Here is a 20,716-nt window from a genome sequence, read left to right as displayed (position 1 = left end):
ACCTGTTGGGAGGGCGCGGCGAGAATGCCGGAGCGCGGGCAGGGTCGGGGCGATGTGGCCGTGGCCCCGCGGGTTCGGCCGGATTGTGGTGGATCCAGCCGAGCGAAGTCAAACCGGGCCGGCCGCACCGCCGACCCCGACCGGGCGGAGCCGACCGAGCCGGGCGGCGCGGCTGGAACCTGCCTTCCCCGCTTCTGAAATTGACAGGGGAAAGCCTTTCCGCGTAGAAAGGGAACGCGGGAAGTTGCCCCTCCCCTGCTCATCCACGTCGGATTCGGCCCACGGCCGATTGCGGAGAACCCGATGAAACTGCGCTGCACATCCCTTCTGCTCGGAATCGCGCTGCTCGTCACGGCGAGCGCCGCGACCGCGGCGATCCACCGCGTCCATCCGGGCGAGTCGATTCAGGCGGCACTCGATGCCGCCTCGCCGGGCGACACGGTGCTCGTCTGGCCCGGCACCTACCAGGAAGATCCGAACGGCCTGTACGGCCTTCGCATCGAGAAGGACGACATCCGCCTGATCGGCAAGGTGCGCCGGCACCTCGGCGAAGCCGGCAAGGTCCGCATCCTCCACGACGGCAGTCAGGAGACGGGCATCTACGCGGCGCCTCCCGGCTGCGAGTACGACGACGACGAAGGCACCTGCCCGACGCGCCTGCAGGGCTTCTACCTGCGCGGCTTCACCGTCGAGGGCTTCCCGGTGAACGGGATCCAGACGCGCTGGGTCGACGACTTCCAGTTCATCCGGAACGAGTCGGTCAACAACCTGAACAACGGCATCTACCCGACCCTGTCCGCGAACGGCCTGGTCGCGGCCAACGTCTCCTACGGCTCGCTCGACACCGCGATGTGGGTGGCCGGCGGCGAGAACGTCCGCGTGGTCGGCAACGAGATGTTCAACAGCACGATCGGCTTCGAGATCACCGTCGCCAACAACGTGTGGGTCACCTTCAACAAGATCCACGACAACACGGTGGGCGTGGGCCTCTTCCACCCGAATGCGGCCGGCAACCCGCCGCAGGCCGTGATGGAAAACTGGATCGTCGCGTTCAACAACATCTACGACAACAACCTGCCGAACCCGGCCCCGCCGCAGTCCTTCCAGGCCGGCTTGAACCCGGGCGTGGGCGTGTTGTTACTCGGCGTTTCCGACCACGTGGTGGCGTGGAACCGCATCAAGGGGAACGACTTCGTCGGGCTCGGCGTGTTGGGGTGGTGTACCGCCGTGGCGCTCGGGGATCCCAGTCGCAACTGTATCAACCGGCCACCGGTCGCCGATCCCTCCGCGAACAACAACAGCATCTTCGCGAACCGGTTCATCGACAACGCGGGCGGCGTGCCGCCGATCCCGCTGCCGCCGGTGGACATCCTCTACTTCCAGACCCCGCCGCCGGCAGGGCCGGAGCCCGGAATCGGCAACTGCTTCCAGGGCAACCGCCCGAGCGATCTCACCTTCTTCTCGTCGCAGCCCGACGGCCTGTTGCCGACGGACGGCTGCTGAGGACGCACTCGGCCTGAGTCGCTTTCGCGGCGCCCGCTCGTCCCCAGGACGGGCGGGCCCGCGGTGCGCTATCGATTCGATCGGCCGCGCGTGGTGCGCGAGCTCGGCGCCGCAGCTCTGGGCGTCGCTCCCGCGCTGAGGATCCGCGTGTCGCCGCTTTCGCCCGCCGAGACGCTCGAGGCACAAGGCTGCCGCGTCACGCTCCGTCGCTGGAAGGGTCCCGTTGCGCAGGAGTTCTACCTGCACGCGGCCCCCGTTTCAGCGAACCCGGATGTGGGCGGTCAGGCGCGCGCTCTCTACAGGGCCGTCGGCGAGGCCCTCGCCACCGCCGGCACCGGGTTCGACGCGATCTCGAGCGAGTTCTGCTTCTTGCGCCACACGTCGGATGCCGAGGCCGTGCGCGCGGCACGTGCGCAGGTCGTCGGGGCGGCCAAAGGTGATCCCACGCCGCCCACCCTCGAGGTTCGCCAGCCGCCGCTGCAGGCGGACGCGCCGCTCGAGCTCTCGCTGCAGGCCTGGGTTCCGACGGAGCCGGCACGCTTCGAGTCCTTCGCGGTGCGCGACGAGGCCCCTGCGCGCCCGCCTGCGCCGGGACAACGCATCACCCTGGGTGAGGAGCGCCGCTTCACGGCCCACGGAATCGTCGGTTCCGGCGCGGACGCCTACGCGCAAACACGGGCCATGTTCCGGGCGTCGGATCGGCTGCTCGCGGACGCGGGGTTCGGCTTCGAAGACGTGGCGCGCACCTGGATCCATCTGCGCGAGATGGAACGCGACTACGACGCCTTCAACCGGGCGCGACGTGACTTCTTCGCCGAGCGGTCCATCGATCCGCCGCCGGCGAGTACCGGCATCGGCGGCGCCCCGGTTCCAGAGCATCACGACCTGTGCCTGGGCCTGACCGCGATCGCGACGAGCGGTCCCGGGGCGCCCGAACGCACGGTGATGACGACGCCCACGTTGAACGAAGCGCCCGTCTACGGCTCGGACTTCGTGCGGGGCCTCCGTGTCGCCGAGGCGAACAAGGTCGCCCTGTACGTGTCGGGCACGGCGAGCATCGACGAAGCCGGGCAAACGGTGCACGCCGGCGATCTCGAGGCCCAGGTCGAGCGCATGCTCCTGAACGTCGCGACGCTGCTGGAACGCCAGGACGCGGGCTTCGGCGACATCGCCTCGGCGATCACCTACCTGAAGCACCCGGCCGACGCCGAGCGTCTGCGTGCGCAGCTGCGAGCGGCGGGGTTCGACGGGTTCCCCCACGCCCTGGTCGCCGCCACCGTGTGCCGACCGGATCTCTTGTGCGAGACCGAGGTGCTCGCCCTGCGACCCGCACCGGCATCCACGACCTAGCGGTCGTCCGGGCTCAGCCCGGCGCGGGCACCCGCGCGATCCCGATCATCGATTCGCGCGTCACCAGCTCCGCGAGGTCATCCTCGCTCCAGCTCTCCGTACCCGCCGGACGCTGGGGCAACACGAGGAAACGTGTCTCGGCGGTGGTGTCCCACACGCGCACCCGAATCTCGGGCGCGAGATCGAGCCCGAGTTCGCGCAACACGCGGCGCGGTTCGCGGACCACGCGCGCGCGGTACTCGGGGCGCTTGTACCAGTCGGGGGGCAGGCCGAGCACCGGCCAGGCGGTGCACGAGCACTGGGTGCACACGATCACGTTCTTCGTGGTGTCCGTGTCTTCGAGCACCACGATGTACTCGCCCTGGGGCCCCTCGAAACCGAGCTCCGCGCATGCGGTGGTTCCATCGGCGAGGAGTCGGGCGTGATAGCCCGGGTCGGTCCACGCTTTCGCGACGACGCGCGCCCCGTTGTGCCAATCGAGGCGCTCCTCGATGGCCTCGACGGTTTCCAGGGCGCCTTCGGGGAGCTGCCCCTGCTCGCGCAGCGCCTGGACGACGGCTTCGGCCCGAGCTTTCGGGCTCGCGATCGGAGATTCACTCACGCCACGGACTCCCGATTCAAGGTACCGGACTCGGAGCTCACGAAGGGGACTCCGAACTCACGATTGGGGTCCCGTTTCATGACCGGGGCTCCAGATAGCTCTCCCACAGATCCACGACGACCGGGGCATCGGGCTCGGCCGCGTCGCCCCAGAGTGCCGTGGCTTCGAACTCGACGTGATAGGTGGGCTCGCGTCGACCGGGGAGCCCGTGCGCACTGGCGTCGGGATACCAAAACGCCGGCGCGACGTGGACCACGACGCCCGGCTGTCCTCGGACGTAGCGCGGCGCGCGCGTGTGCCCGGGCTTGTGGTCGCGGCGCACGATCACCCCGTCCCCCACGGCGAACCGCGGAGCCGCGGGCTCGGACCGTCCCTCGTCTGCGTTGGCGTGCACCGGCAGCGCCAGGGGAAAACGTCCCCCGGCGCGCCGCTCGAGATCGGCGTGGTCGAGGACGCCCTTCTCGACCAGCAGGCTGGTCGCCCCCGTCAGCACGCGCTCGTAGTAGCGCGCCTGGAGGTAGTGCACCGGCTCCATGCGTTCGATCGCGTGGCGGTACTCGTCGGTGTTGTAGGCCCGCAACAGCGCGATCGCGGCAACGTTGATGCGAAACGCCGTGGCCTCCCAGGGCGCATGAAAGGTGGGCTCGTCGCCCTCCGGATCGATGGCGCCGAAGCCCACCATGCCGCCGAGGTCGTGGATCCCGTCCATGGGCGCATTCTACGCGACCGGCGGCGGCTCCCGCGATGTCCGGTCGCTCAGGGCACCAACACGATGCGGCCCACGACGCCGCGGTCGCGCAGCTGGGCGATCGCTTCGGGGCCGCGTTCCAGCGGGCGCGTCTCGACGTGGGATTCGATCTTGCCCTGCGCCGCGAGCTCCAGGATGTCGGTCAGCTCCTGACGCGTGGCCACCGCCTGGGTCAGGAGCTTCAGCCCCTTGAAGGCACAGGCGGTCATCGAGATCGGGGTCTCGCCCCCCGGCACCGCGCACAGCGAGATCGTGCCGCCATGCCCGGCGACGGCGAGCGCCAGGGCGTGGGCTTCGTGGGAGGGCGCCGTGACGACCACGACGTCGAGTCCCAACCCCATGAGTTCGGGCAGCAAGGCGGCGTCGGACACGCACAGGGCGCGATCGGCGCCGAGCTTCGTCGCCAACTCCACCTTCTCCGGGTCGAGGTCCATCGCCACGACCGTCGCCCCCATCGCCTTGCCGAGTTGGATCGCGAAGTGGCCCTGGCCGCCCACACCGATCACACCGAGCCCGGTGCCCACGCCGACGCCCGCGTTGCGGAGCGCGCCGAGCACGCTCATGCCGGCGCACGCCAGCGGCGCCGCCTGTTCGGGCGCCACACCGTCGGGGACCGGGACCACGAAGTCTGCGACCGCCACGACGTACTCCGCGTGGGAACCGTCGTGGGTCATGCCGAGGGTCGTCGCGCCGGGGCAGTGGTTCTCCTCGCCGCGGCGACACTGTTTGCAGGTCCCGCAGGCGGCCCGCAGAAAGGGCGCCGCGACGCGCTCTCCGACCGTGCGCTCGGTGACGCCCGGGCCGATGGCCTCGATCACCCCGATCGCCTCGTGGCCGAGGGTGAGATCGCGCTTCATGACGTCCTCGACGAGGGCCCAGTCGCCGTCGCAGAGGTGGACGTCCGTGTAACACAGCCCGGAGGCCTCGACCTGGATCAGCACTTCGCCCGCGCCGGGCGTGGGCTTGGCCACGTCTTCGAGGGAAACGGCACCCCGGGGCGCCGAGAGCTTGAGGGCCTTCATGCGGCTCCTTTCATCGCGAACGGGATGGGGAGTTCGGGATCGTCGGTATCGAGCAGCGGAGCGCGGCCCGGATCTGCGGCCGCATAGCCGGCGATCCAGTCGCGCACCCACGGCGGATCGGGTTCGTTGCGCGGATCGTGCCAGGGACTCGCGCTGCGCAGGATGACCGGGAGCGCCGCGCGGAAGAAGTCGGCCGTACGCCGCCACAGCCGCAGACGCGATCGCCAGTCGTGCCAGCGCCCGTCGGCCTTCAGCATCGCGACGGTGCCCTTCCGCGCCCACCAGAGCACGTGGAACGAACCCGTGAACACCCCCAGCAGCCGCGGCCAGTACTGCCCGCGCACCGCCTGGTAGACGTCGAAGGCTGCGCGCTTGTGCTCGGCCTCCTCGACGAAGTGCCACAGGATGAAGGAGGCGACGCGGGTGTCGGTGCCGCCGAAGAGCGCCTTTCGATCCGAGATCAGCCAGTTGGTGACACCCAGCGTCATCGTCTCGAACCCGCAGGCGTAGGCGAGGCGGTAGGTGAGCGAGCGCTTCCGCAACCGGTCGTAGCTGCGTTCCATCGCCACCTCGATCTCGGCCAGTTCGGGGTAGCCATGGGCCTTCAGCAGCTCGTTGTAGCGCCGGTGGGTCTTGTAGTGCTGGGCCTCCTGGGCCATGAAACCGCGTGCTTCTCTCTTCACAGCGGGGTCGTCGGTGAGCTCGATCCCTTCCTTCAAGGTCGCGATCAGGAAGGGCTCCAGGTAGGGCATGGTGAGCGAAGTCCCGTTCACCATGTGAGACCACTCGTGGTGCGAACTCCAGAGCGGATCGAGATCGTCCGGGAAGGCGAAGGGAATCTGGCGAACGACGATGTCGCCCTCTCGAGGCAGCTCGCTCATGCGTCCTTCTGCTCCACCATGCCGACGGACAGCGCCGTGAACAGCACGGGCAAGAGTTCGTCGATGCGGGGTCCCAACACGAGGAAGCCGCCCTCCTCGAGAGACACGAGTCCATGGGCCGCCACCCAGAACAGGTGGGCGGTGGTTTCCGGGTTCGCGCGCAGTGCCCACTCGGACTCCTCGGCAACGGCCTCGATGACCCGGCGACACACCGACAACGCTCCGAGCTTCGCCTCGACCAACGCCGGGTCGGTCTCGCGAATCGCGCCGTGCGACGAGTACAGGAGCTCGTACATGCGCGGGCGCTCGGCTGCGGCCGCGACGTAGGCCCGCGCGAGCGCGCCAAGCGCTTCCAAGGCGTCGGGAGTCGACACCACCGCTTTCTCGAGGACGCCTTGCATCCAGCGGTACGCGCGAATCCGCAGCGCGTCGACGATGGCCGCCTTCGAATCGAAGTACGAGTAGGGCATCGTGTTGCTGCAGCCGTAGGCCGAGGCGATCGCGCGAAACGACATGGCCTCGTGCCCGCCCGCCTCGTAGAGCGACTCGGCGACGTCGAGGAGCGCCGCGCGGGTGGCGGCGACGGCTTCGGCGGGCATGGCGGGACGCGGCATCGGGTAAGTTTTACACCATTTTTTTAATGATGTAAATCAAAAGACCCGAGGCCTGCCTCTGGTCGGCGGGAAGTGAAAAAGCCGAGGAAACGTGGAACCTTGGGCGGTCTCCCGGGGAAGCCCGGGGCCCCGATTCGCCACTCACCCCCGGAGGCCTGGATGAGCTTCGAACCCAGCGAACGAGTCACCGAGATCCGCGCGCGCCTGCAGGCGTTCATGGACGAGCACATCTTCCCGCGCGAGCGCGAGTACGAGGCCTTCGTCTCGGATCACACGAACCTCTGGCAATCGCCGCCTTTCGTGTCCGAACTCAAAGGCAAGGCGCGCGAACAGGGCCTCTGGAACTTCTTCTTGCCGAAGGAGTACGCGCCCTGGAGCCCCGGTCTCAGCAATCTCGAGATCGCACCGCTGATGGAGACGATGTCGCGGGTCACCTGGGCCCAGGGGATCTTCAACTGCAGCGCGCCCGACCGCGGCAACATGGAAGTGCTGTGCAAGTACGGGACGCCCGCGCAGCAGGAGCGCTGGTTGCAGCCGCTGCTCGACGGCGAGATCCGCTCGGCCTACGCGATGACCGAGCCCCAGGTCGCCTCGTCGGACGCGACGAACATGGAGCTCGAGATCGAACGCGACGGCGATCACTACGTCTTGAACGGCCGGAAGTGGTGGACCACCGGTGTCATCAGCCCCGACTGCAAGGTGATGCTGGTGATGGGGAAGTCGAACCCCGAGAACGATCGTCACCAGCAGCACTCGACGATCCTGGTGCCGACGGACACCCCCGGCTTTCGCATCGAACGGCCGCTGCGCGCGTTCGGCGGCTACCACTCGCCTCGGGGCGAGGGCGACTGCGTCTTCGAAGACGTGCGGGTGCCCGTCGAGAACCTGATCCTCGGCGAGGGACGCGGCTTCGAGATCGCCCAGGGACGCCTCGGGCCCGGGCGCTTCCAGTACGCCATGACCTTCGTCGGGCTTGCCCAGCGCTGCCTGGAACTCATGTGCGAGCGCGCCACGTCACGCGTCGCCTTCCGCGAGCCGCTCAGCGACAAGACGAGCGTGCAGCACGAGATCGCGCGATCCCGCTGCGAGATCGAGCAGTGCCGGCTCCTGGTGCTCGCCGCTGCGGACAAGATGGACCGCGAGGGCGTGGCCGGAGCGCGCCACCACATCGCGATGGTCAAGATCGTGGCGCCCCAGATGGCCCAGAACGTCGCCGACCGCGCCATCCAGGTGTTCGGCGGGATGGGCGTGTCTCAGGACACCCTGCTCCCCGAGGTGTTCCTGCAGGCGCGCTTCTGTCGGATCGCCGACGGCCCTGACGAGGTCCACATGTCGCAGCTGGGGAAGCTGACGATTCGCGACGCGCTCAACGCCAGCGCGAGCGCCTAGCCTCAGAAGTTGCGCTTGTTGAAGGGCTCGTAGCCGTCGCCGAGGACGTCGCGGCTGATGATGATCTTCATCACCTCGGAGGTCCCCGCGTAGATCGGTGCGATGCGGGCATCCGTGTACTGGCGCGAGATCGGATACTCGTCCATGTAGCCGGCGCCGCCGTGGAGCTGCACCCCGACGTCCGCAGACTTCACCTGGAGTTCGGAGGTGACGAGCTTCGCCTTCGCCGCGTCGACCGCCGACAGTTTTCCGCGATTGAAGGACGCGACGCACTGGTCGACGTAGGTCTGCGCGAGGTCGAGCTCGGTGCGCAACTGGGCCAGCTGGAACTGGGTGTTCTGGAAGGCCGCCAGGGGCTTCTGAAACACCTGCCGGTCCTTCACGAACTCGAGGGTCAGGTCGAAGGAGCACTGGGCGGCGGCGAGATAGCCGCAGGCCCCGATCAAGCGCTCCTCGGCCAGGCCCTCCATCAGGTAGTAGAAGCCGCGGCCCGGCTCACCGAGCACGTTCGCCTTCGGCACCTTCACGTCCTTGAAGAAGATCTCGGCGGTGTCCTGGGCCTTCAGACCCATCTTCTTGAGATTGCGTCCGCGCTCGAAGCCCTCCATCCCGCGCTCGACGAGGAAGAGGGTCATCGCATGGCGCTCTTCACTCGAGCCGGTCTTCGCGGCGACGACGATCAGGTCGCCGTTGATCCCGTTCGAGATATAGGTCTTCGTCCCATTGAGGACCCAGTGGTCGTCGTGCTCCACCGCGGTGGCGCGCATACCGGCGAGATCCGAGCCCGCGTCGGGCTCCGTCATCGCGATCGCCAGGACCGTCTCGCCGCTCACGCATTTCGGGAGAAAGCGATCACACTGCTCCTGGGAACCGAAGCGCGTCAGGTAGGGACCCACCAGACGGCTGTGGAGCGAGTTGTACCAGTCGTTGGCGCGGGCATAGGCCGTTTCTTCGATGATCACCTGCTCGAAGCGGAAGTCCGGATCGCCCATGCCGCCGTATTTCTCGTCGGGCCAGACCATCAGGAACCCCTGTTCGCCGGCCTTGCGGAACACCTCGCGGTCGACGATGCCGGCGTCGCGCCACTTCTCCATGTAGGGCACCACCTCGGTCGCCAGGAACTGGCGGTAGGCGGCGCGAAACATCTGCTGTTCTTCGGTGAAGTCGCGTTCGAGCATGGGGGCGTCCTCGGTCCGTGTCTCGGGTCGAATGGACCGCCCAAACTAGCGCAGTCGCGACGCAGCCCCCGCGGCTAGCCCGCACCCCACACCAGCAAACCACCGCCGAGGCAGACGAATCCCACGAGGAAGATCACGAAGCAGTAGCCCATGATCGCGCGCGCGTTGACGCCCGCGATGGCGAGCAACGGCAGGGCCCAGAAGGGCTGGATCATGTTCGTCCATTGGTCTCCGTAGGCGACGCCCATCACGATCACCGTGTCCTGGACGCCGAGCTCGCGCGCCGCCTGCAAGAAGATGGGGCCTTGCACGGCCCACTGCCCTCCCCCGGACGGCACGAAGACGTTCAAGACGCCGCCGGAGACGAACGCCCAGAAGCCCAGGGTGCGGGGCGTCGCCACGGCGACGAAGCCGTCCGAGAACAGGCCGACGAGTTCGGTCTGGGTGATCAAGGCGACGATCGCGGCGTAGAGCGGGTACTGGAGAATGACCGGGCCGAGGGTTCGACACGCATCGGCGATCAGCGCGAGGTAGTGCCGGGGCGAACGCGCGAGCAGGAGCCCGGCCGCGAGAAACGTCCAGTTCACGAGGTCGAGGGTGAGTTGGAAGCCCCGGCTCCGGAACCAGGACACGACGAACGCGAGGAATAGGAGACCCAGCAGCACCGAGAGCCAGCGCGCGCCATCGAGTCGTGCGGCAGGGGTGTCGGGGACCACGACGGGCTCGGCCTCGGCGTCGGGCGGCGCTTCGAGTTCGAGGACCTCGGCTTCGGGTGGCGCCAACAAGCTGCACGCCGCGGCAACCGCGACGAGCGTCACGGCCGCGATGCCCAGATTCCACGCGCCGAAGGTGGTTTCGGTGATCGGCAGGATGCCCATCACCCCTTCGAGGGTGTGGCCCGGGGTCGCAACCGCGAGGGGCGCGGTGCCCGAGTAACCCATGTGCCAGATCAGGAAGCCGCCGTAGGCGCTCGCCACGAGCAGTGGGAAGTGCAGGCGGAGCCCGCGCGCGCGTCCCTCGCGCGCGATCGCGCGCGAACCGAGCGCACCGACGACGAGCCCGAGGGCGCCGGCCACCATGCTCGCCATGCCCGAGAGCAGCGCGATCCACGCGTAGGCCTGCCCGGGTGAGCGTGGCCAGCGTGCGACGCGATCGATTCCGCGGCGCACGGCGTCGGTGTGGGCCAGCGCATGCGCCGTCGCGAGGACGATGCAGATCTGCATCGCGAAACCCAGGAAGTTCGTGAGCCCGCCGCCCCAGATCTCGAGCGCTTCCTGGGCCGTCGTCGGCGTCGCGGTCACCGCCAGTCCGAACGTCAGCGCAGTGAGCCCGATCGCGAAGACGAAGGGGTCGGGGTAGTAGCGCTCCGAGAAGGTGACGAAGGGCCGCGCCAGACGATCGAGCGAGAGCGACATGGCGGCAGGTTAGCCCTGGAATCCGGGGGTTCGGCAGACGCGGGACGACGCCCCACGGTGTCCTCGACGCTAACCCCGGGTGATCTGGCCCCCGTCCACCGCGAAGATCTGCCCGGTTACCCACTTCGCCGCGTCCGAGAGCAGGAACAGGCAGGCGTCGGCCATGTCTTCGGGCGTCCCGAGTCGAGCCAGCGGCAACCCGGCCACGAGCTGGTCGCGATACGCGTCGGGCACCTGCTTGTCGAGCGCGTCTGTATCGGTCGGCCCCGGCGCGATCGCGTTCACGCGGATGTTCGCGTGCCCGAGCTCGCGCGCGAGACAGTGGGTGAGGCTGTTCGTGGCGCCCTTCGAGAGCCCGTAGAAGCCGACGCCCATCCACCCGGCGGTCGAGGACTGGTTCACGATGGCGCCGCCCCCGCGCTCCTTCATGCTCTTCGCGCAAGCGCGGGTGCACAGCAAGGCACCGTTCACGTTGACGTCCATGAACTTCTGGTAGTAGTCCCAGTCGACGTTCACCAGCGAGTCGAGCTTCATGTCGCCGAAGATCGCAGCGTTGTTCACGAGAAAGTCGATGCCCCCGAAGGCGTCGACCGTGGCGGCGGCGAGGGCCGTCGTCGACTCGGGAGAGCTGACGTCGACTTCGACGAAGGTGGCCTCGGCACCCTCGGCGCGCAGGGCGTCGGCCACCCGCGTGCCCTTCTCTTTGTCGATCTCCGCGATGACCACCCGCGCACCCTCTCGCGCGAGTGCTCGGGCGTAGCCCTCACCGATGCCACCCCCCGAACCGGTGACGATCGCCACCTTGCCTTCGATTCCCGGGAAACCCATCGCGTGCCTCCTGATGCATGCCGGGCCCGGCCCTTGCGCGCCGCCCCGGGAAAACCTGCGTTGCGCGTGCATCCTACGTCAAGTTACATTGTGCGCGCAATGTAAAACCGGCCCACTCCCGTGATCGTGCGGCGTGGGGCGCGGAGAGGAGCCCTCGGTTCATGAAGACCGCGCGTCGTTCGTTCTCGTGCTCGCGATCCCTTGCGCTGGGGCTTTCGATGCTCAGCGGCCTCGCGTCGGCCCAGCTGGCCTGCGGCAGCTACGACGACCCGACCCTGGACGTGGCCTTCGACCCGGCCACGGTGGCGCCGCCGCCCGAGCGCCCCGTGGTGGAGGCGGATCCCCACCGCAACCTGCTCTGGGGCGATCTCCACATCCACACCGCGCTCTCCTACGACGCCTTCACGATGGGGGTACGCGCGCTGCCCGATGACGCCTATCACTACATGAAGGGCGGCACGATCGAACACGCCCTCGGCTACCCGATCCGCGCCCAGCGCCCGCTCGACTTCGGGGCCGTCACCGACCACTCCGAGTACCTCGGCGTCGCGCGACACCAGGCCGACGGCGGACAGGCCGAATCGGATGCACTCCGAGAGGTCGTGCGGTCGGGCAGCCCGCTGCGGATGACCTGGCACTTCGGCCGCATCGTCTTCAGCCAGATGTCGAGTCGCGAGAAGCGCCACGCAGCGTTCGGGGGAGCGGGGATGGAGGAGGTTTCCCGCTCCGCCTGGCAGAGCGTGGTCGAAGCCGCCGAGCGCCACAACGACCCGGGTCGCTTCACCAGCTTCATCGCCTACGAGTGGTCCTCGATGCCCGAGGCGCGGAACCTCCACCGCAACGTCGTTTATCGCTCGAACCAGGTGCCGGACTACCCGTACTCCTCCCTCGATTCCGAGAACCCGGAAGACCTCTGGCAGGCCCTCGACGCCCAGCGCGCCGACGGTATGCCGGTACTCGCGATTCCGCACAACTCGAACGTGAGCGACGGCCGGATGTTCGAGGCCACGAAGTTCGCGGGCGAGCCCTTCGACGCCGCCTACGCGGAGATGCGCGGTCGCAACGAACCGATCGTCGAGATCTTCCAGATCAAGGGCACCTCCGAGACCCACCCCGACCTCTCCCCCGAAGACACCTTCGCCGACTTCGAGCTGATGACGACGGTGATGTCCGCCGATTCGCCGCCGAGCCAACCGAAGGGCAGCTACGCGCGCGACGCCCTGCGCACCGGCCTGGGCTTCGCCCACCGCGAAGGTTGGAACCCGTTCCGCTTCGGGGTGATCGGAAGCAGCGACAGCCACAACGCCAGCTTCTCGGTCGAGGAGGACAACTACCACGGGAAGCTCCCGCTCATGGACGGGAGCCCGGCCCAGCGTGTCGGCGAGGCTTCGATCCTGCCCTACGAGCGCATTCCCTGGCGGGTCTACGGCGCGGCGGGGCTGGTGGCGGTCTGGGCCGAGGCCAACACCCGACCGTCGGTCTTCGATGCCATGCAGCGTAAGGAGACCTACGCCACGTCGGGTCCGCGCATGTCGGTGCGCTTCTTCGCGGGCTGGGACTACCCGGGCGACCTGCTCCGCGGCGATTGGCTCGAAACCGCCTACCGCGAGGGCGTGCCGATGGGAGGCACCCTCGACGCGAAGCAGGACACGTCGCCGACCTTCGTCGTCGTCGCGCTGAAGGACCCGGTCGGCGCGCACCTCGACCGCGCGCAGATCATCAAGGCCTGGGTCGACGCCGACGGCAAGACCCACGAACGCATCTACGACGTGGCCGCCTCCGATGGACGCCTGGAGTCCCCCACCGACGGAGGCATCGCCCCCGTCGGCAACACCGTGAACGTCGACGAGGCCAGCTACACGAACGAGATCGGCGCCCCCCAGCTCACCGCCATGTGGCAGGACCCGGACTTCGATCCGGCCGAGGAAGCCCTCTACTACGCACGGGTCATCGAGATCCCGACGCCGCGCCACACCACCTACGCCGCCGCCCTGCTCGGCGTGAACGCCCCGGCTCCGAAGTCGCTGCAAGAGCGCGCCGTCACGTCCGCGATCTGGGTAACTCCGAGGCGGGCCCCGACCCCTTAGCCAGCCATCGACGATCGAGCGCGCCCCGCGAAACTGCGATGGGTTATGCGGCGGCGCCCCTGCGCTTCGCGCGCTCGCGGAAGAGTCCGTAGAAGTTCGCGTGAGCCGTGCGCACGAACACGTTCGCTCGCTGGCGCTGCATCAGCGTGAGGCAGGGACCGCGGGTCGCGTCGTCGTTGTGGATCGCGGCCCAGAAGCTCTTGTCGTAGGCGTCCATCCTGAGCATCGAACCCGGGTGCAGTGCGGGAAGCTCGATGACGTCCCCCCCGCTCTCCTCGACGCGTTGCGCGAGCTTCGCTTCTTCGAAGAGCATGAAGTCTCGGCCTCGCCCGCGGTTGAGCACGCACACGACGTTCCCCGAGCGGCCGAGCCGATCGAGGAGCGACGAGAGCAGCTGCACCGAATCCTTGCCGTCGTCCACGACATACCAGAACCAGGACTGATGCCCGAGCTGCTCGAGTAGCGCGATGACGTCTCCGGCCCCGAGCCACTCGAAGAGCGGAGCTTCGGTTTGCGCCGCGAGATCGACGACCACCTCCTCGACTCCCGCCTCGAGCTGATCCACGACCGCGTCGAGTTCTTCCATCTCGGTGACGTCGAGTCGCTGCGTGTACTCGCTGTAGTAGCGAAGCAGTGCGCCGTGCGACCGATCGGTGTCGAAACCCGACCAGGGGATCATTCGATCGATGCAGTACTGGGCGAGCAAGCGGGCGACGACCGATTTGCCGACGCCTCCCTTCTCGCCGCCGATCCAGTGCACTCGGCCCATTCGCTTGCTCCCGTCGGTGAGCGGGAAACCTAGCCGAAGGCGTCGGTTCGCCTGCGCGCCGGGCGCGAACTTTCTCGGGATGTGCAACGCGATGCGCCGTTCTCCGCGCACATGGACCGAGAGCGGCCCAGGCAAGCGCGGAAGCGGCGTGAAAACGCCTGGCGGTCCGAACGCGGTTCGTGATCCTTGCAGGGCCCCGCAGAGGATTCCTCCCTTGGCCATTCGCGTCGCCCTCCATCACCGCACGAGCTACGGCTACGCGCGCCCGGTGCAACTCGGGCCGCAGACGATTCGGCTCCGCCCCGCCCCGCACAACCGAACGCCGGTCCATCGCTACAGCCTCGACGTCCGACCCGACGGGCACTACCTGAACTGGCAACAGGACGTGCACGGCAACTATCTCGCGCGGGTGGTCTACCCCGAGAAGATCGAGCGCTTCGAGGTCTCGGTGGATCTGGTCGTCGACCTCGAGGCCTACAGCCCCTTCGACTACTTCCTCGAAGAGTCGGTTCGCGAGTGGCCCTTCGTCTACGACAAGGAATGGCGATCCGACCTCGAGCCCTACCTCGTGACGCTCCCCGCGTCCCCCGCTCTTGCCGCGTTCGTCGAGGGGCTCGACTGGACCGCGCGCGAAACCAACGATCTGCTCGTCGAAACGAACCGCGCGGTCTCCGCTGCCGTCGACTACGTCATCCGGATGGAGCCCGGCGTGCAGACGCCCGACGAGACGCTGCAGCTCGGACGCGGCTCCTGCCGCGACTCGGCCTGGCTCCTGGTCCAGGTGCTTCGGCGCATGGGCATCGCCGCCCGCTTCGTCTCGGGCTACCTGATCCAACTCAAGCCGGACCAGAAGCCCCTCGAAGGACCGCCTGGCCCCGAGCGCGACTTCACCGACCTGCACGCCTGGTGCGAGTGCTTCATTCCCGGCGCGGGCTGGGTCGGACTCGACCCCACCTCCGGGCTGTTGGCCGCGGAAGGACACATTCCGCTCGCGGCGACGCCGAACCCGTCTTCGGCGGCTCCCGTGTCGGGGGTGGTCGAGGAAGTCGAGACCGAGTTCGAGTTCGACATGCACGTCCAGCGCGTAGTGGACCATGCGCGGATCACGAAGCCCTATACCGACGAAGGATGGCAGCGGATCCTCGAACTCGGGGATCGGATCGACGCGGAGCTTGCCCACGATGACGTCCGGTTGAGTGTCGGCGGTGAGCCGACCTTCGTGAGTTCCGAGGAACCGGATGCGCCTGAATGGAACACGGAGGCACTCGGCGGTCGAAAGGCGGAGATCGCGGATCGCCTCACGCGACGCCTGATGCAGCTCTGGGCACCGGGCGGCGTTGTCCAACACGGGCAGGGAAAGTGGTACCCGGGGGAGCAGCTGCCGCGCTGGGCCTACGGATGCTACTACCGCAACGACGGGTACCCGCTGTGGCGCGATCCGTCGCGCCTCGCCGAGTCGGGCCGGAGCTACGGGCACGATGTCGACGACGCGGCCCGCTTCGGCGATCGGCTCGCGCAACGCCTCGGTTTGCGGGAGTACCGCTGGATCGATGCATACGAGGACGCCTGGTATCACCTCTGGCGCGAGCGTCGCCTCCCAACCAACGTCGACCCCCACGACTCGAAGCTCGAGGATCCGATCGAGCGCGCGCGACTCGCGCGCATCTTCGAGCAGGGACTCGCCTCGATCGTGGGCTGGGTGCTCCCCCTCGAGCATGTCGGCGCGTGGCAAACCGGTGAGTGGTTCCTGCGCTCGGAGCGCTGTTACCTGATCCCGGGGGACTCGCCGATGGGATTCCGGTTGCCGCTCGAGTCCCAGCCCTGGGCGGCGCCAGGCGACCTCCCGCTTTCCAGCGACCTCGATCCGTACGCCCCGCGACCTGCCCTGCCGCGTCCCTTCGGCGAGCCTGGGCGCTTCGCCGAGACGTCGCCCCGACTCCAGGAGCGCCGCTCGGGTCTCACCGGCACGGATGCGGCGACGGAAGGCTTGCGCGCTTCACCGCCACTCCCGTTCGAGTCGGCCCCCGGAATCGTGCGCAGCGCGCTCTGTGTCGAGCCGCGGGGCGGCCAGCTCAAGGTCTTCTTGCCGCCGCTCACTCGCGTCGAGCCCTTCATCGAGCTGATCGCGGCCATCGAGGACACTTCCGCCGAATTCGATCTTCCGGTTCAGCTCGAAGGCTACCCGCCTCCGCGCGACCCCCGGCTCGGAGAGTTCAGGATCACGCCCGACCCAGGGGTGATCGAGGTGAACGTCCCACCGACGACCTCTTGGCGAGGTGCCGTGCGTCAGAGCGAGGAGCTCTACGAAGCGGCGCGTCACGAGAAGCTCATCGCGGAGAAGTTCGAGGTCGATGGCACCCACATTGGATCGGGCGGGGGCAACCACGTCGTGCTCGGCGGTCTGACGCCCGCCGACAGTCCCTTCCTCCGACGCCCGGACGTCCTCGGGAGCTTCCTCCGCTTCTGGCACAACCACCCCTCCCTCTCCTTCCTCTTCAGCGGCAGGTTCATCGGTCCTACCTCCCAGGCACCCCGTGTCGACGAGGCACGCGACGATTCGGCCTACGAACTCGAGCTCGCGCTGGCCCAGCTTCCGCGCAAGGACGAGCTGCCGGTCGCGCCTTGGCTCGTCGATCGCGTCCTGCGGAACGTGCTCATCGACGTCACGGGAAACACCCACCGAGCCGAGTTCTGCATCGACAAGCTCTACTCGCCGGAGGGTCCGACGGGAAGGCTCGGCCTCGTCGAGCTCCGCGCGTTCGAGATGCCGCCCCACGAGCGCATGAGCGCCGTCCAACAGCTGCTCGTACGCTCGCTGCTCGCGAAGTTCTGGCGCAGCCCAGACGAGCGTCCGCTGATCAAATGGCGAACCGCCCTGCACGACCAGTTCATGATGCCCCACTGGGTCGAAAGCGATCTCCGAGAGGTCTTCGAAGAGCTCCGAGCCGCGGGTTTCGACCTGGACCCTGATTGGTTCGCCCCGCACTTCGAATTCCGATTTCCTCGCTTCGGCGAGGTGGCCCTCGATTCCACGCGCCTCGAAGTGCGCGGAGCCCTCGAACCCTGGCACGTCCTCGGGGAGGAATCGGCAGCCGGCGGACAAGCGCGCTACGTCGACTCGTCGGTCGAGCGCATTCAGGTGAAGGCGTACGGGTTCGTCGAGGAGCGCTACAAGGTCCTGTGCAACGGCTTCGAGGTGCCGATGCAACCGACGGCGACGAACGGTGAGTTCATCGCCGGTGTGCGCTATCGCGCTTGGCAACCACCCCACTGTCTTCACCCGCGCATCGGGGTGCACTCGCCCCTGCACGTGGATCTCTACGACACGTGGAATCGACGAAACGTCGCCGGTTGCACCTACCACGTCGTGCACCCGGGCGGGCGCGCTTCCGAAGTACGTCCGGTGAATGCCCCCGCGGCAGAGAGCCGCCGGTTGGCGCGCTTCGAAGCCCGGGGCCACCAACAGGGCGCGTTCGACCCGATTCCCTTGCGCCCCCACCCGCACTTCCCCCACATCCTGGACCTCCGCTGGGCCAGCACCACGGGCGGCGGGCCCCGATGACCTACTGCGTCGCGATCCAGGTGGACGAGGGCATCGTATTCGGAGCGGACACACGGACGAACGCCGGCGTCGACTACGTCACGAGCTATCGCAAGCTCCATGTCTTCGCGCCGGCCCAGGATCGCTCGTTCGTGTTGCTCGCCGCGGGCAGTCTCGCGACCACGCGCGAGCTCATCGATCGAATCGAGCGAGACCTCGCGTTCCCCCCGAACGGCGCCTCCCTCTCGACAGCCGGTCGCGTCTTCGAGGCCGCCGAGTACGTGGGTCGCCTGTCCCGCGAGATCCAGGAGAAACACGGTGCCGCGCTCGCTCGCAGTGGCGTGACCGGCGAGGTCACCCTGATTCTCGGAGGCCAGATCCGAGGAGGTCCACCGGAGCTGCGCCTCATCTACCCGCAGGGCAACTACATCGGAGTCTCGGACGAGACTCCCTATCTCCAGATCGGCGAGACGAAGTACGGGAAGCCCGTGCTCGATCGGCTGGTCCGCAAGTCGCTGCCCCTATCGGAGGCAGCGAAGCTCGCGTTGGTTTCGATGGATGCCACCGTGCGCTCGAACATCACGGTAGCGGCGCCATTCGACTTCGCGCTCTACCCGACGGACCACTTCGCACCGCCGACGCCGTTTCGGATCGAGTCCGATTCGCCCTACTACCACGAGGTCCGCGAGGCCTGGCAACGGGGCTTCGCCGAGAGCTTCGCGAAGCTCCCCGCCTTTCCCGCGCCGCTCCCCAGCACAGCCCCACCGATGGATCCCAGCGCGAACTTCGTGCCGAACCCGGAGCAGCCCAGCTAGCTGGGAAGGATGATTCCGCGCTCTCCGAGCTCGTCGTCGGTGAGTCGCTCGACCTGCACCCCCACCTCCAGGGTCTCGAAACCCCCTCCGCGGTAGATCGTGCCCGAGGTCGGCGCCGCGTCGCGAAACTGTCGCCCGCAGGCGACGCGCACGTGATCGGCACCGACGAGGCACCCGTTCGTCGGGTCGAAGCCGAACCATCCCGTCCACGGCAGATAGACCTCGACCCAGGCGTGGGAGGCGTCGGACTGGATCTTGTTCTCGTAGCTGCCGCCCGTGTAGATGTAGCCGACGCGGTAGCGGGCGGGAACGCCGAGGAGGCGCGCGACGCAGATCAGTACGTTCGCGAAATCCTGACACACGCCGCGGCGCTGGACATAGGCCTGGAAGGGCGTGGTCTCTACCGTGGTCGAGCCCGGCAGGTAGCCGAAGTCGCGATAGATGGTTCGATTCAGGTCGAGGAGCGTCTCTACGAGGTCGTGGTCGCAACGCTCCACGAAGCTCATCGCGAACTCCGAGAGTTCACGCAGCTCGAGCTCCGGCAGCTCGGGCGGCATCAAATACGCCTGCATCATCTGACGCTGCCACGGCATCCAGACCAGAGGGATCTGGTCACGGCGCAGCGGCGACTTCAGCCGCGACGCGAGCACCCCCTCGACGCGCACGGCCGACCGCGAGACGATTCGCATCTCCTGGAAGGGTGTCGTCACCTCGAAGATCGTGGCGCGGTTTCCGAACACGTCTTCGAAGTCTCGCTGCATCCCGTCGATCGAGATCTCGAGTGAATGGTCGAGCACCTTCTGTCGCTCGTCTTCGACCGGTCGCAGGCAGAAGCGGTGGGAGCTGCGCTCGATGGGCTGGTCGTAGCGGTAGATCGTCTCGTGCCGGACCGTGAGGTTCGCGAAGTCGGGCGTGATCCCCGCGGCCAGCACCGGCGCCGCCGCGCCCTGCTGCTGGGATGCCGTCGCGTGCATGACCTCGGGCTCGGCCGGGCTCGTGTGGCGATGCGGAGCGAGCGCAAACACCTGCTCTTCCATGCCGGCGGGATGACTGCTCCATACCGAAACGCCCCGGCGTACCACGCGCAGCTCACTCGTCTCGAGCGGATTCCAGGCGGCGCCCCGCATCGGCAAGGTCGAGAACGCCAGGAGCGTGCGCGAGACGTCCGTCGGATCATCGTAGGTGATCGAGAAGGAGCGACCCTCGAGGGAGGTCACGTCGTGAGGCGGAATCCGACGGGTCCAGTAGAGCGGGACCGCATCCTCCGCGTCCCGATACGCAAGCAGGTCGACACCATCGGTGAGCAGAAAGCTCGCCGCCCCGAACTCGTTGAGCCGCCGCAGCAGCCCGTGCATCTCGATCCAACCGAACTCGTCGATGGTCCGTGCGGTCTTCCGACGGAGTTGGGCCACGACCCAACTGAACGCGTGCTCTACCGGCGTCGAGCCGACCGGCGCGATGTCGAAGGAGTCGTCCAGCGAAAGGGCCGTCTTCAGGTGGGGCGCAAGGTCGCCCGCGCACGAGAAGAGCCATTGGCGACCGGCGTAGGACTTGGCGAAGGGCTGCGCGCTGCCGCGTTCCCCACGAGGCTGGAGACCCCGGGTGTGCCCGAGGAAGAGGCTGGAGCGCGCATCGCCCCGTCGGTGAAGGAACGCCGAGAGCGGCGTGGCCTGGGGAAGGTCGGAATCCCGAAGCACGGATGCGGCGCGTTGGTTCTCCGGGTACCACCCGAGTCCCCAGCTCGAAGGCAGCAGGTTCGCCTGGTGCTCGACCTCTCCGCGGAGCGCGATCGCAGGGGACGCCTGCCCGTCGAACGACAGTGCCATCTGCTCGCTGAGCGGCCCCGGTGCGGCATCCACGGCGTCAGCGTAATCGAAACACTGCTTCGCGTGAACGACGCCCTCACTTCGCTGGGACCGGCGAGAGTGTGCCGAAATCCGCACTGGTGTTTTCGCTTCGTCGCGACTTCATGGGC

General features: G+C 68.0%; 16 protein-coding genes. 6 read left to right on the top strand and 10 right to left on the bottom strand.

What is annotated here, in order from left to right; genetic code table 11:
* Positions 1-303 precede the first annotated feature (303 nt).
* Both AAF430_14210 and AAF430_14205 read left to right on the top strand, forming a co-directional pair.
* Entirely contained in the window at positions 304-1,503 is a 1,200-nt protein-coding gene (locus tag AAF430_14210; GenBank protein ID MEM7411388.1) for a DUF1565 domain-containing protein, read from the top strand.
* 63 nt (positions 1,504-1,566) lie between these two features.
* Entirely contained in the window at positions 1,567-2,853 is a 1,287-nt protein-coding gene (locus AAF430_14205) for a RidA family protein (protein MEM7411387.1), read from the top strand.
* 13 nt (positions 2,854-2,866) lie between these two features.
* Here AAF430_14205 and nthA read toward each other — a convergent pair whose 3' ends face one another.
* The 5 genes from nthA to AAF430_14180 all read right to left on the bottom strand — a co-directional run bounded on the left by nthA (position 2,867) and on the right by AAF430_14180 (position 6,719).
* Positions 2,867-3,454 carry a nitrile hydratase subunit alpha gene (gene nthA, locus AAF430_14200; protein ID MEM7411386.1) on the bottom strand — a complete coding sequence of 196 codons (588 nt, stop codon included), beginning with the start codon at positions 3,452-3,454 and terminating at the stop codon, positions 2,867-2,869.
* A 76-nt stretch (positions 3,455-3,530) separates the two neighbouring features.
* A complete protein-coding gene (gene nthB / locus AAF430_14195) occupies positions 3,531-4,163 on the bottom strand; it encodes a nitrile hydratase subunit beta (protein ID MEM7411385.1) in 633 nt (210 codons plus the stop codon).
* A gap of 47 nt (positions 4,164-4,210) precedes the next feature.
* Positions 4,211-5,224 (bottom strand): alcohol dehydrogenase catalytic domain-containing protein, encoded by a 1,014-nt coding sequence (locus AAF430_14190; GenBank protein ID MEM7411384.1) that lies wholly within the window; start codon positions 5,222-5,224, stop codon positions 4,211-4,213.
* A complete protein-coding gene (locus tag AAF430_14185; protein ID MEM7411383.1) occupies positions 5,221-6,105 on the bottom strand; it encodes a metal-dependent hydrolase in 885 nt (294 codons plus the stop codon). The genes AAF430_14190 and AAF430_14185 overlap by 4 nt, the downstream gene beginning before the upstream one ends.
* Positions 6,102-6,719 (bottom strand): TetR/AcrR family transcriptional regulator, encoded by a 618-nt coding sequence (locus AAF430_14180; GenBank protein MEM7411382.1) that lies wholly within the window; start codon positions 6,717-6,719, stop codon positions 6,102-6,104. The genes AAF430_14185 and AAF430_14180 overlap by 4 nt, the downstream gene beginning before the upstream one ends.
* A gap of 159 nt (positions 6,720-6,878) precedes the next feature.
* Between AAF430_14180 and AAF430_14175 the strand changes: the two genes are divergently transcribed.
* On the top strand, positions 6,879-8,108 hold the full coding sequence (locus tag AAF430_14175) for an acyl-CoA dehydrogenase family protein (protein MEM7411381.1): 1,230 nt from the start codon (positions 6,879-6,881) through the stop codon (positions 8,106-8,108).
* Positions 8,109-8,110: 2 nt separating this feature from the next.
* On the opposite strand, the gene AAF430_14170 is transcribed toward AAF430_14175, so the two are convergent.
* The 3 genes from AAF430_14170 to AAF430_14160 all read right to left on the bottom strand — a co-directional run bounded on the left by AAF430_14170 (position 8,111) and on the right by AAF430_14160 (position 11,529).
* Entirely contained in the window at positions 8,111-9,286 is a 1,176-nt protein-coding gene (locus AAF430_14170; protein ID MEM7411380.1) for an acyl-CoA dehydrogenase family protein, read from the bottom strand.
* Positions 9,287-9,360: 74 nt separating this feature from the next.
* Positions 9,361-10,701, bottom strand: coding sequence for a TIGR00366 family protein (locus AAF430_14165; protein MEM7411379.1), 1,341 nt, complete (start codon positions 10,699-10,701; stop codon positions 9,361-9,363).
* A gap of 69 nt (positions 10,702-10,770) precedes the next feature.
* On the bottom strand, positions 10,771-11,529 hold the full coding sequence (locus tag AAF430_14160; GenBank protein ID MEM7411378.1) for an SDR family oxidoreductase: 759 nt from the start codon (positions 11,527-11,529) through the stop codon (positions 10,771-10,773).
* A 161-nt stretch (positions 11,530-11,690) separates the two neighbouring features.
* Between AAF430_14160 and AAF430_14155 the strand changes: the two genes are divergently transcribed.
* Positions 11,691-13,616 (top strand): DUF3604 domain-containing protein, encoded by a 1,926-nt coding sequence (locus AAF430_14155; GenBank protein MEM7411377.1) that lies wholly within the window; start codon positions 11,691-11,693, stop codon positions 13,614-13,616.
* 43 nt (positions 13,617-13,659) lie between these two features.
* Here the strand turns inward: AAF430_14155 and AAF430_14150 are convergent, their stop codons facing one another.
* Positions 13,660-14,385: a mobilization protein gene (locus tag AAF430_14150; GenBank protein ID MEM7411376.1), complete on the bottom strand. Its 726-nt coding sequence runs from the start codon at positions 14,383-14,385 to the stop codon at positions 13,660-13,662.
* 214 nt (positions 14,386-14,599) lie between these two features.
* On the opposite strand from AAF430_14150, the gene AAF430_14145 reads away from it, so the two are divergent.
* Entirely contained in the window at positions 14,600-17,947 is a 3,348-nt protein-coding gene (locus AAF430_14145; GenBank protein ID MEM7411375.1) for a transglutaminase family protein, read from the top strand.
* A complete protein-coding gene (locus AAF430_14140; protein MEM7411374.1) occupies positions 17,944-18,741 on the top strand; it encodes a 20S proteasome subunit A/B in 798 nt (265 codons plus the stop codon). Before AAF430_14145 ends, AAF430_14140 begins: the two co-directional genes overlap by 4 nt.
* Here the strand turns inward: AAF430_14140 and AAF430_14135 are convergent.
* Entirely contained in the window at positions 18,738-20,600 is a 1,863-nt protein-coding gene (locus AAF430_14135; protein MEM7411373.1) for a class II glutamine amidotransferase, read from the bottom strand. The two genes, AAF430_14140 and AAF430_14135, sit on opposite strands and share 4 nt — an antisense overlap.
* Between the last annotated feature and the right edge of the window lie 116 nt (positions 20,601-20,716).

The organism is Myxococcota bacterium, from assembly GCA_039030075.1.
Classification (GTDB): domain Bacteria; phylum Myxococcota_A; class UBA9160; order UBA9160; family SMWR01; genus JAHEJV01.
Note: the sequence above shows the minus strand (reverse complement) of the source record. Positions and strands in the feature narration are given on the sequence as shown.

Coding starts and splice junctions, on each gene's coding strand:
- AAF430_14210 (MEM7411388.1), top strand. CDS start 304: ATGAAACTGCGCTGCACATCCCTTCTGCTCGGAATCGCGCTGCTCGTC.
- nthB (MEM7411385.1), bottom strand. CDS start 4,163: ATGGACGGGATCCACGACCTCGGCGGCATGGTGGGCTTCGGCGCCATC.
- AAF430_14190 (MEM7411384.1), bottom strand. CDS start 5,224: ATGAAGGCCCTCAAGCTCTCGGCGCCCCGGGGTGCCGTTTCCCTCGAA.
- AAF430_14185 (MEM7411383.1), bottom strand. CDS start 6,105: ATGAGCGAGCTGCCTCGAGAGGGCGACATCGTCGTTCGCCAGATTCCC.
- AAF430_14180 (MEM7411382.1), bottom strand. CDS start 6,719: ATGCCGCGTCCCGCCATGCCCGCCGAAGCCGTCGCCGCCACCCGCGCG.
- AAF430_14175 (MEM7411381.1), top strand. CDS start 6,879: ATGAGCTTCGAACCCAGCGAACGAGTCACCGAGATCCGCGCGCGCCTG.
- AAF430_14170 (MEM7411380.1), bottom strand. CDS start 9,286: ATGCTCGAACGCGACTTCACCGAAGAACAGCAGATGTTTCGCGCCGCC.
- AAF430_14165 (MEM7411379.1), bottom strand. CDS start 10,701: ATGTCGCTCTCGCTCGATCGTCTGGCGCGGCCCTTCGTCACCTTCTCG.
- AAF430_14160 (MEM7411378.1), bottom strand. CDS start 11,529: ATGGGTTTCCCGGGAATCGAAGGCAAGGTGGCGATCGTCACCGGTTCG.
- AAF430_14155 (MEM7411377.1), top strand. CDS start 11,691: ATGAAGACCGCGCGTCGTTCGTTCTCGTGCTCGCGATCCCTTGCGCTG.
- AAF430_14150 (MEM7411376.1), bottom strand. CDS start 14,385: ATGGGCCGAGTGCACTGGATCGGCGGCGAGAAGGGAGGCGTCGGCAAA.
- AAF430_14140 (MEM7411374.1), top strand. CDS start 17,944: ATGACCTACTGCGTCGCGATCCAGGTGGACGAGGGCATCGTATTCGGA.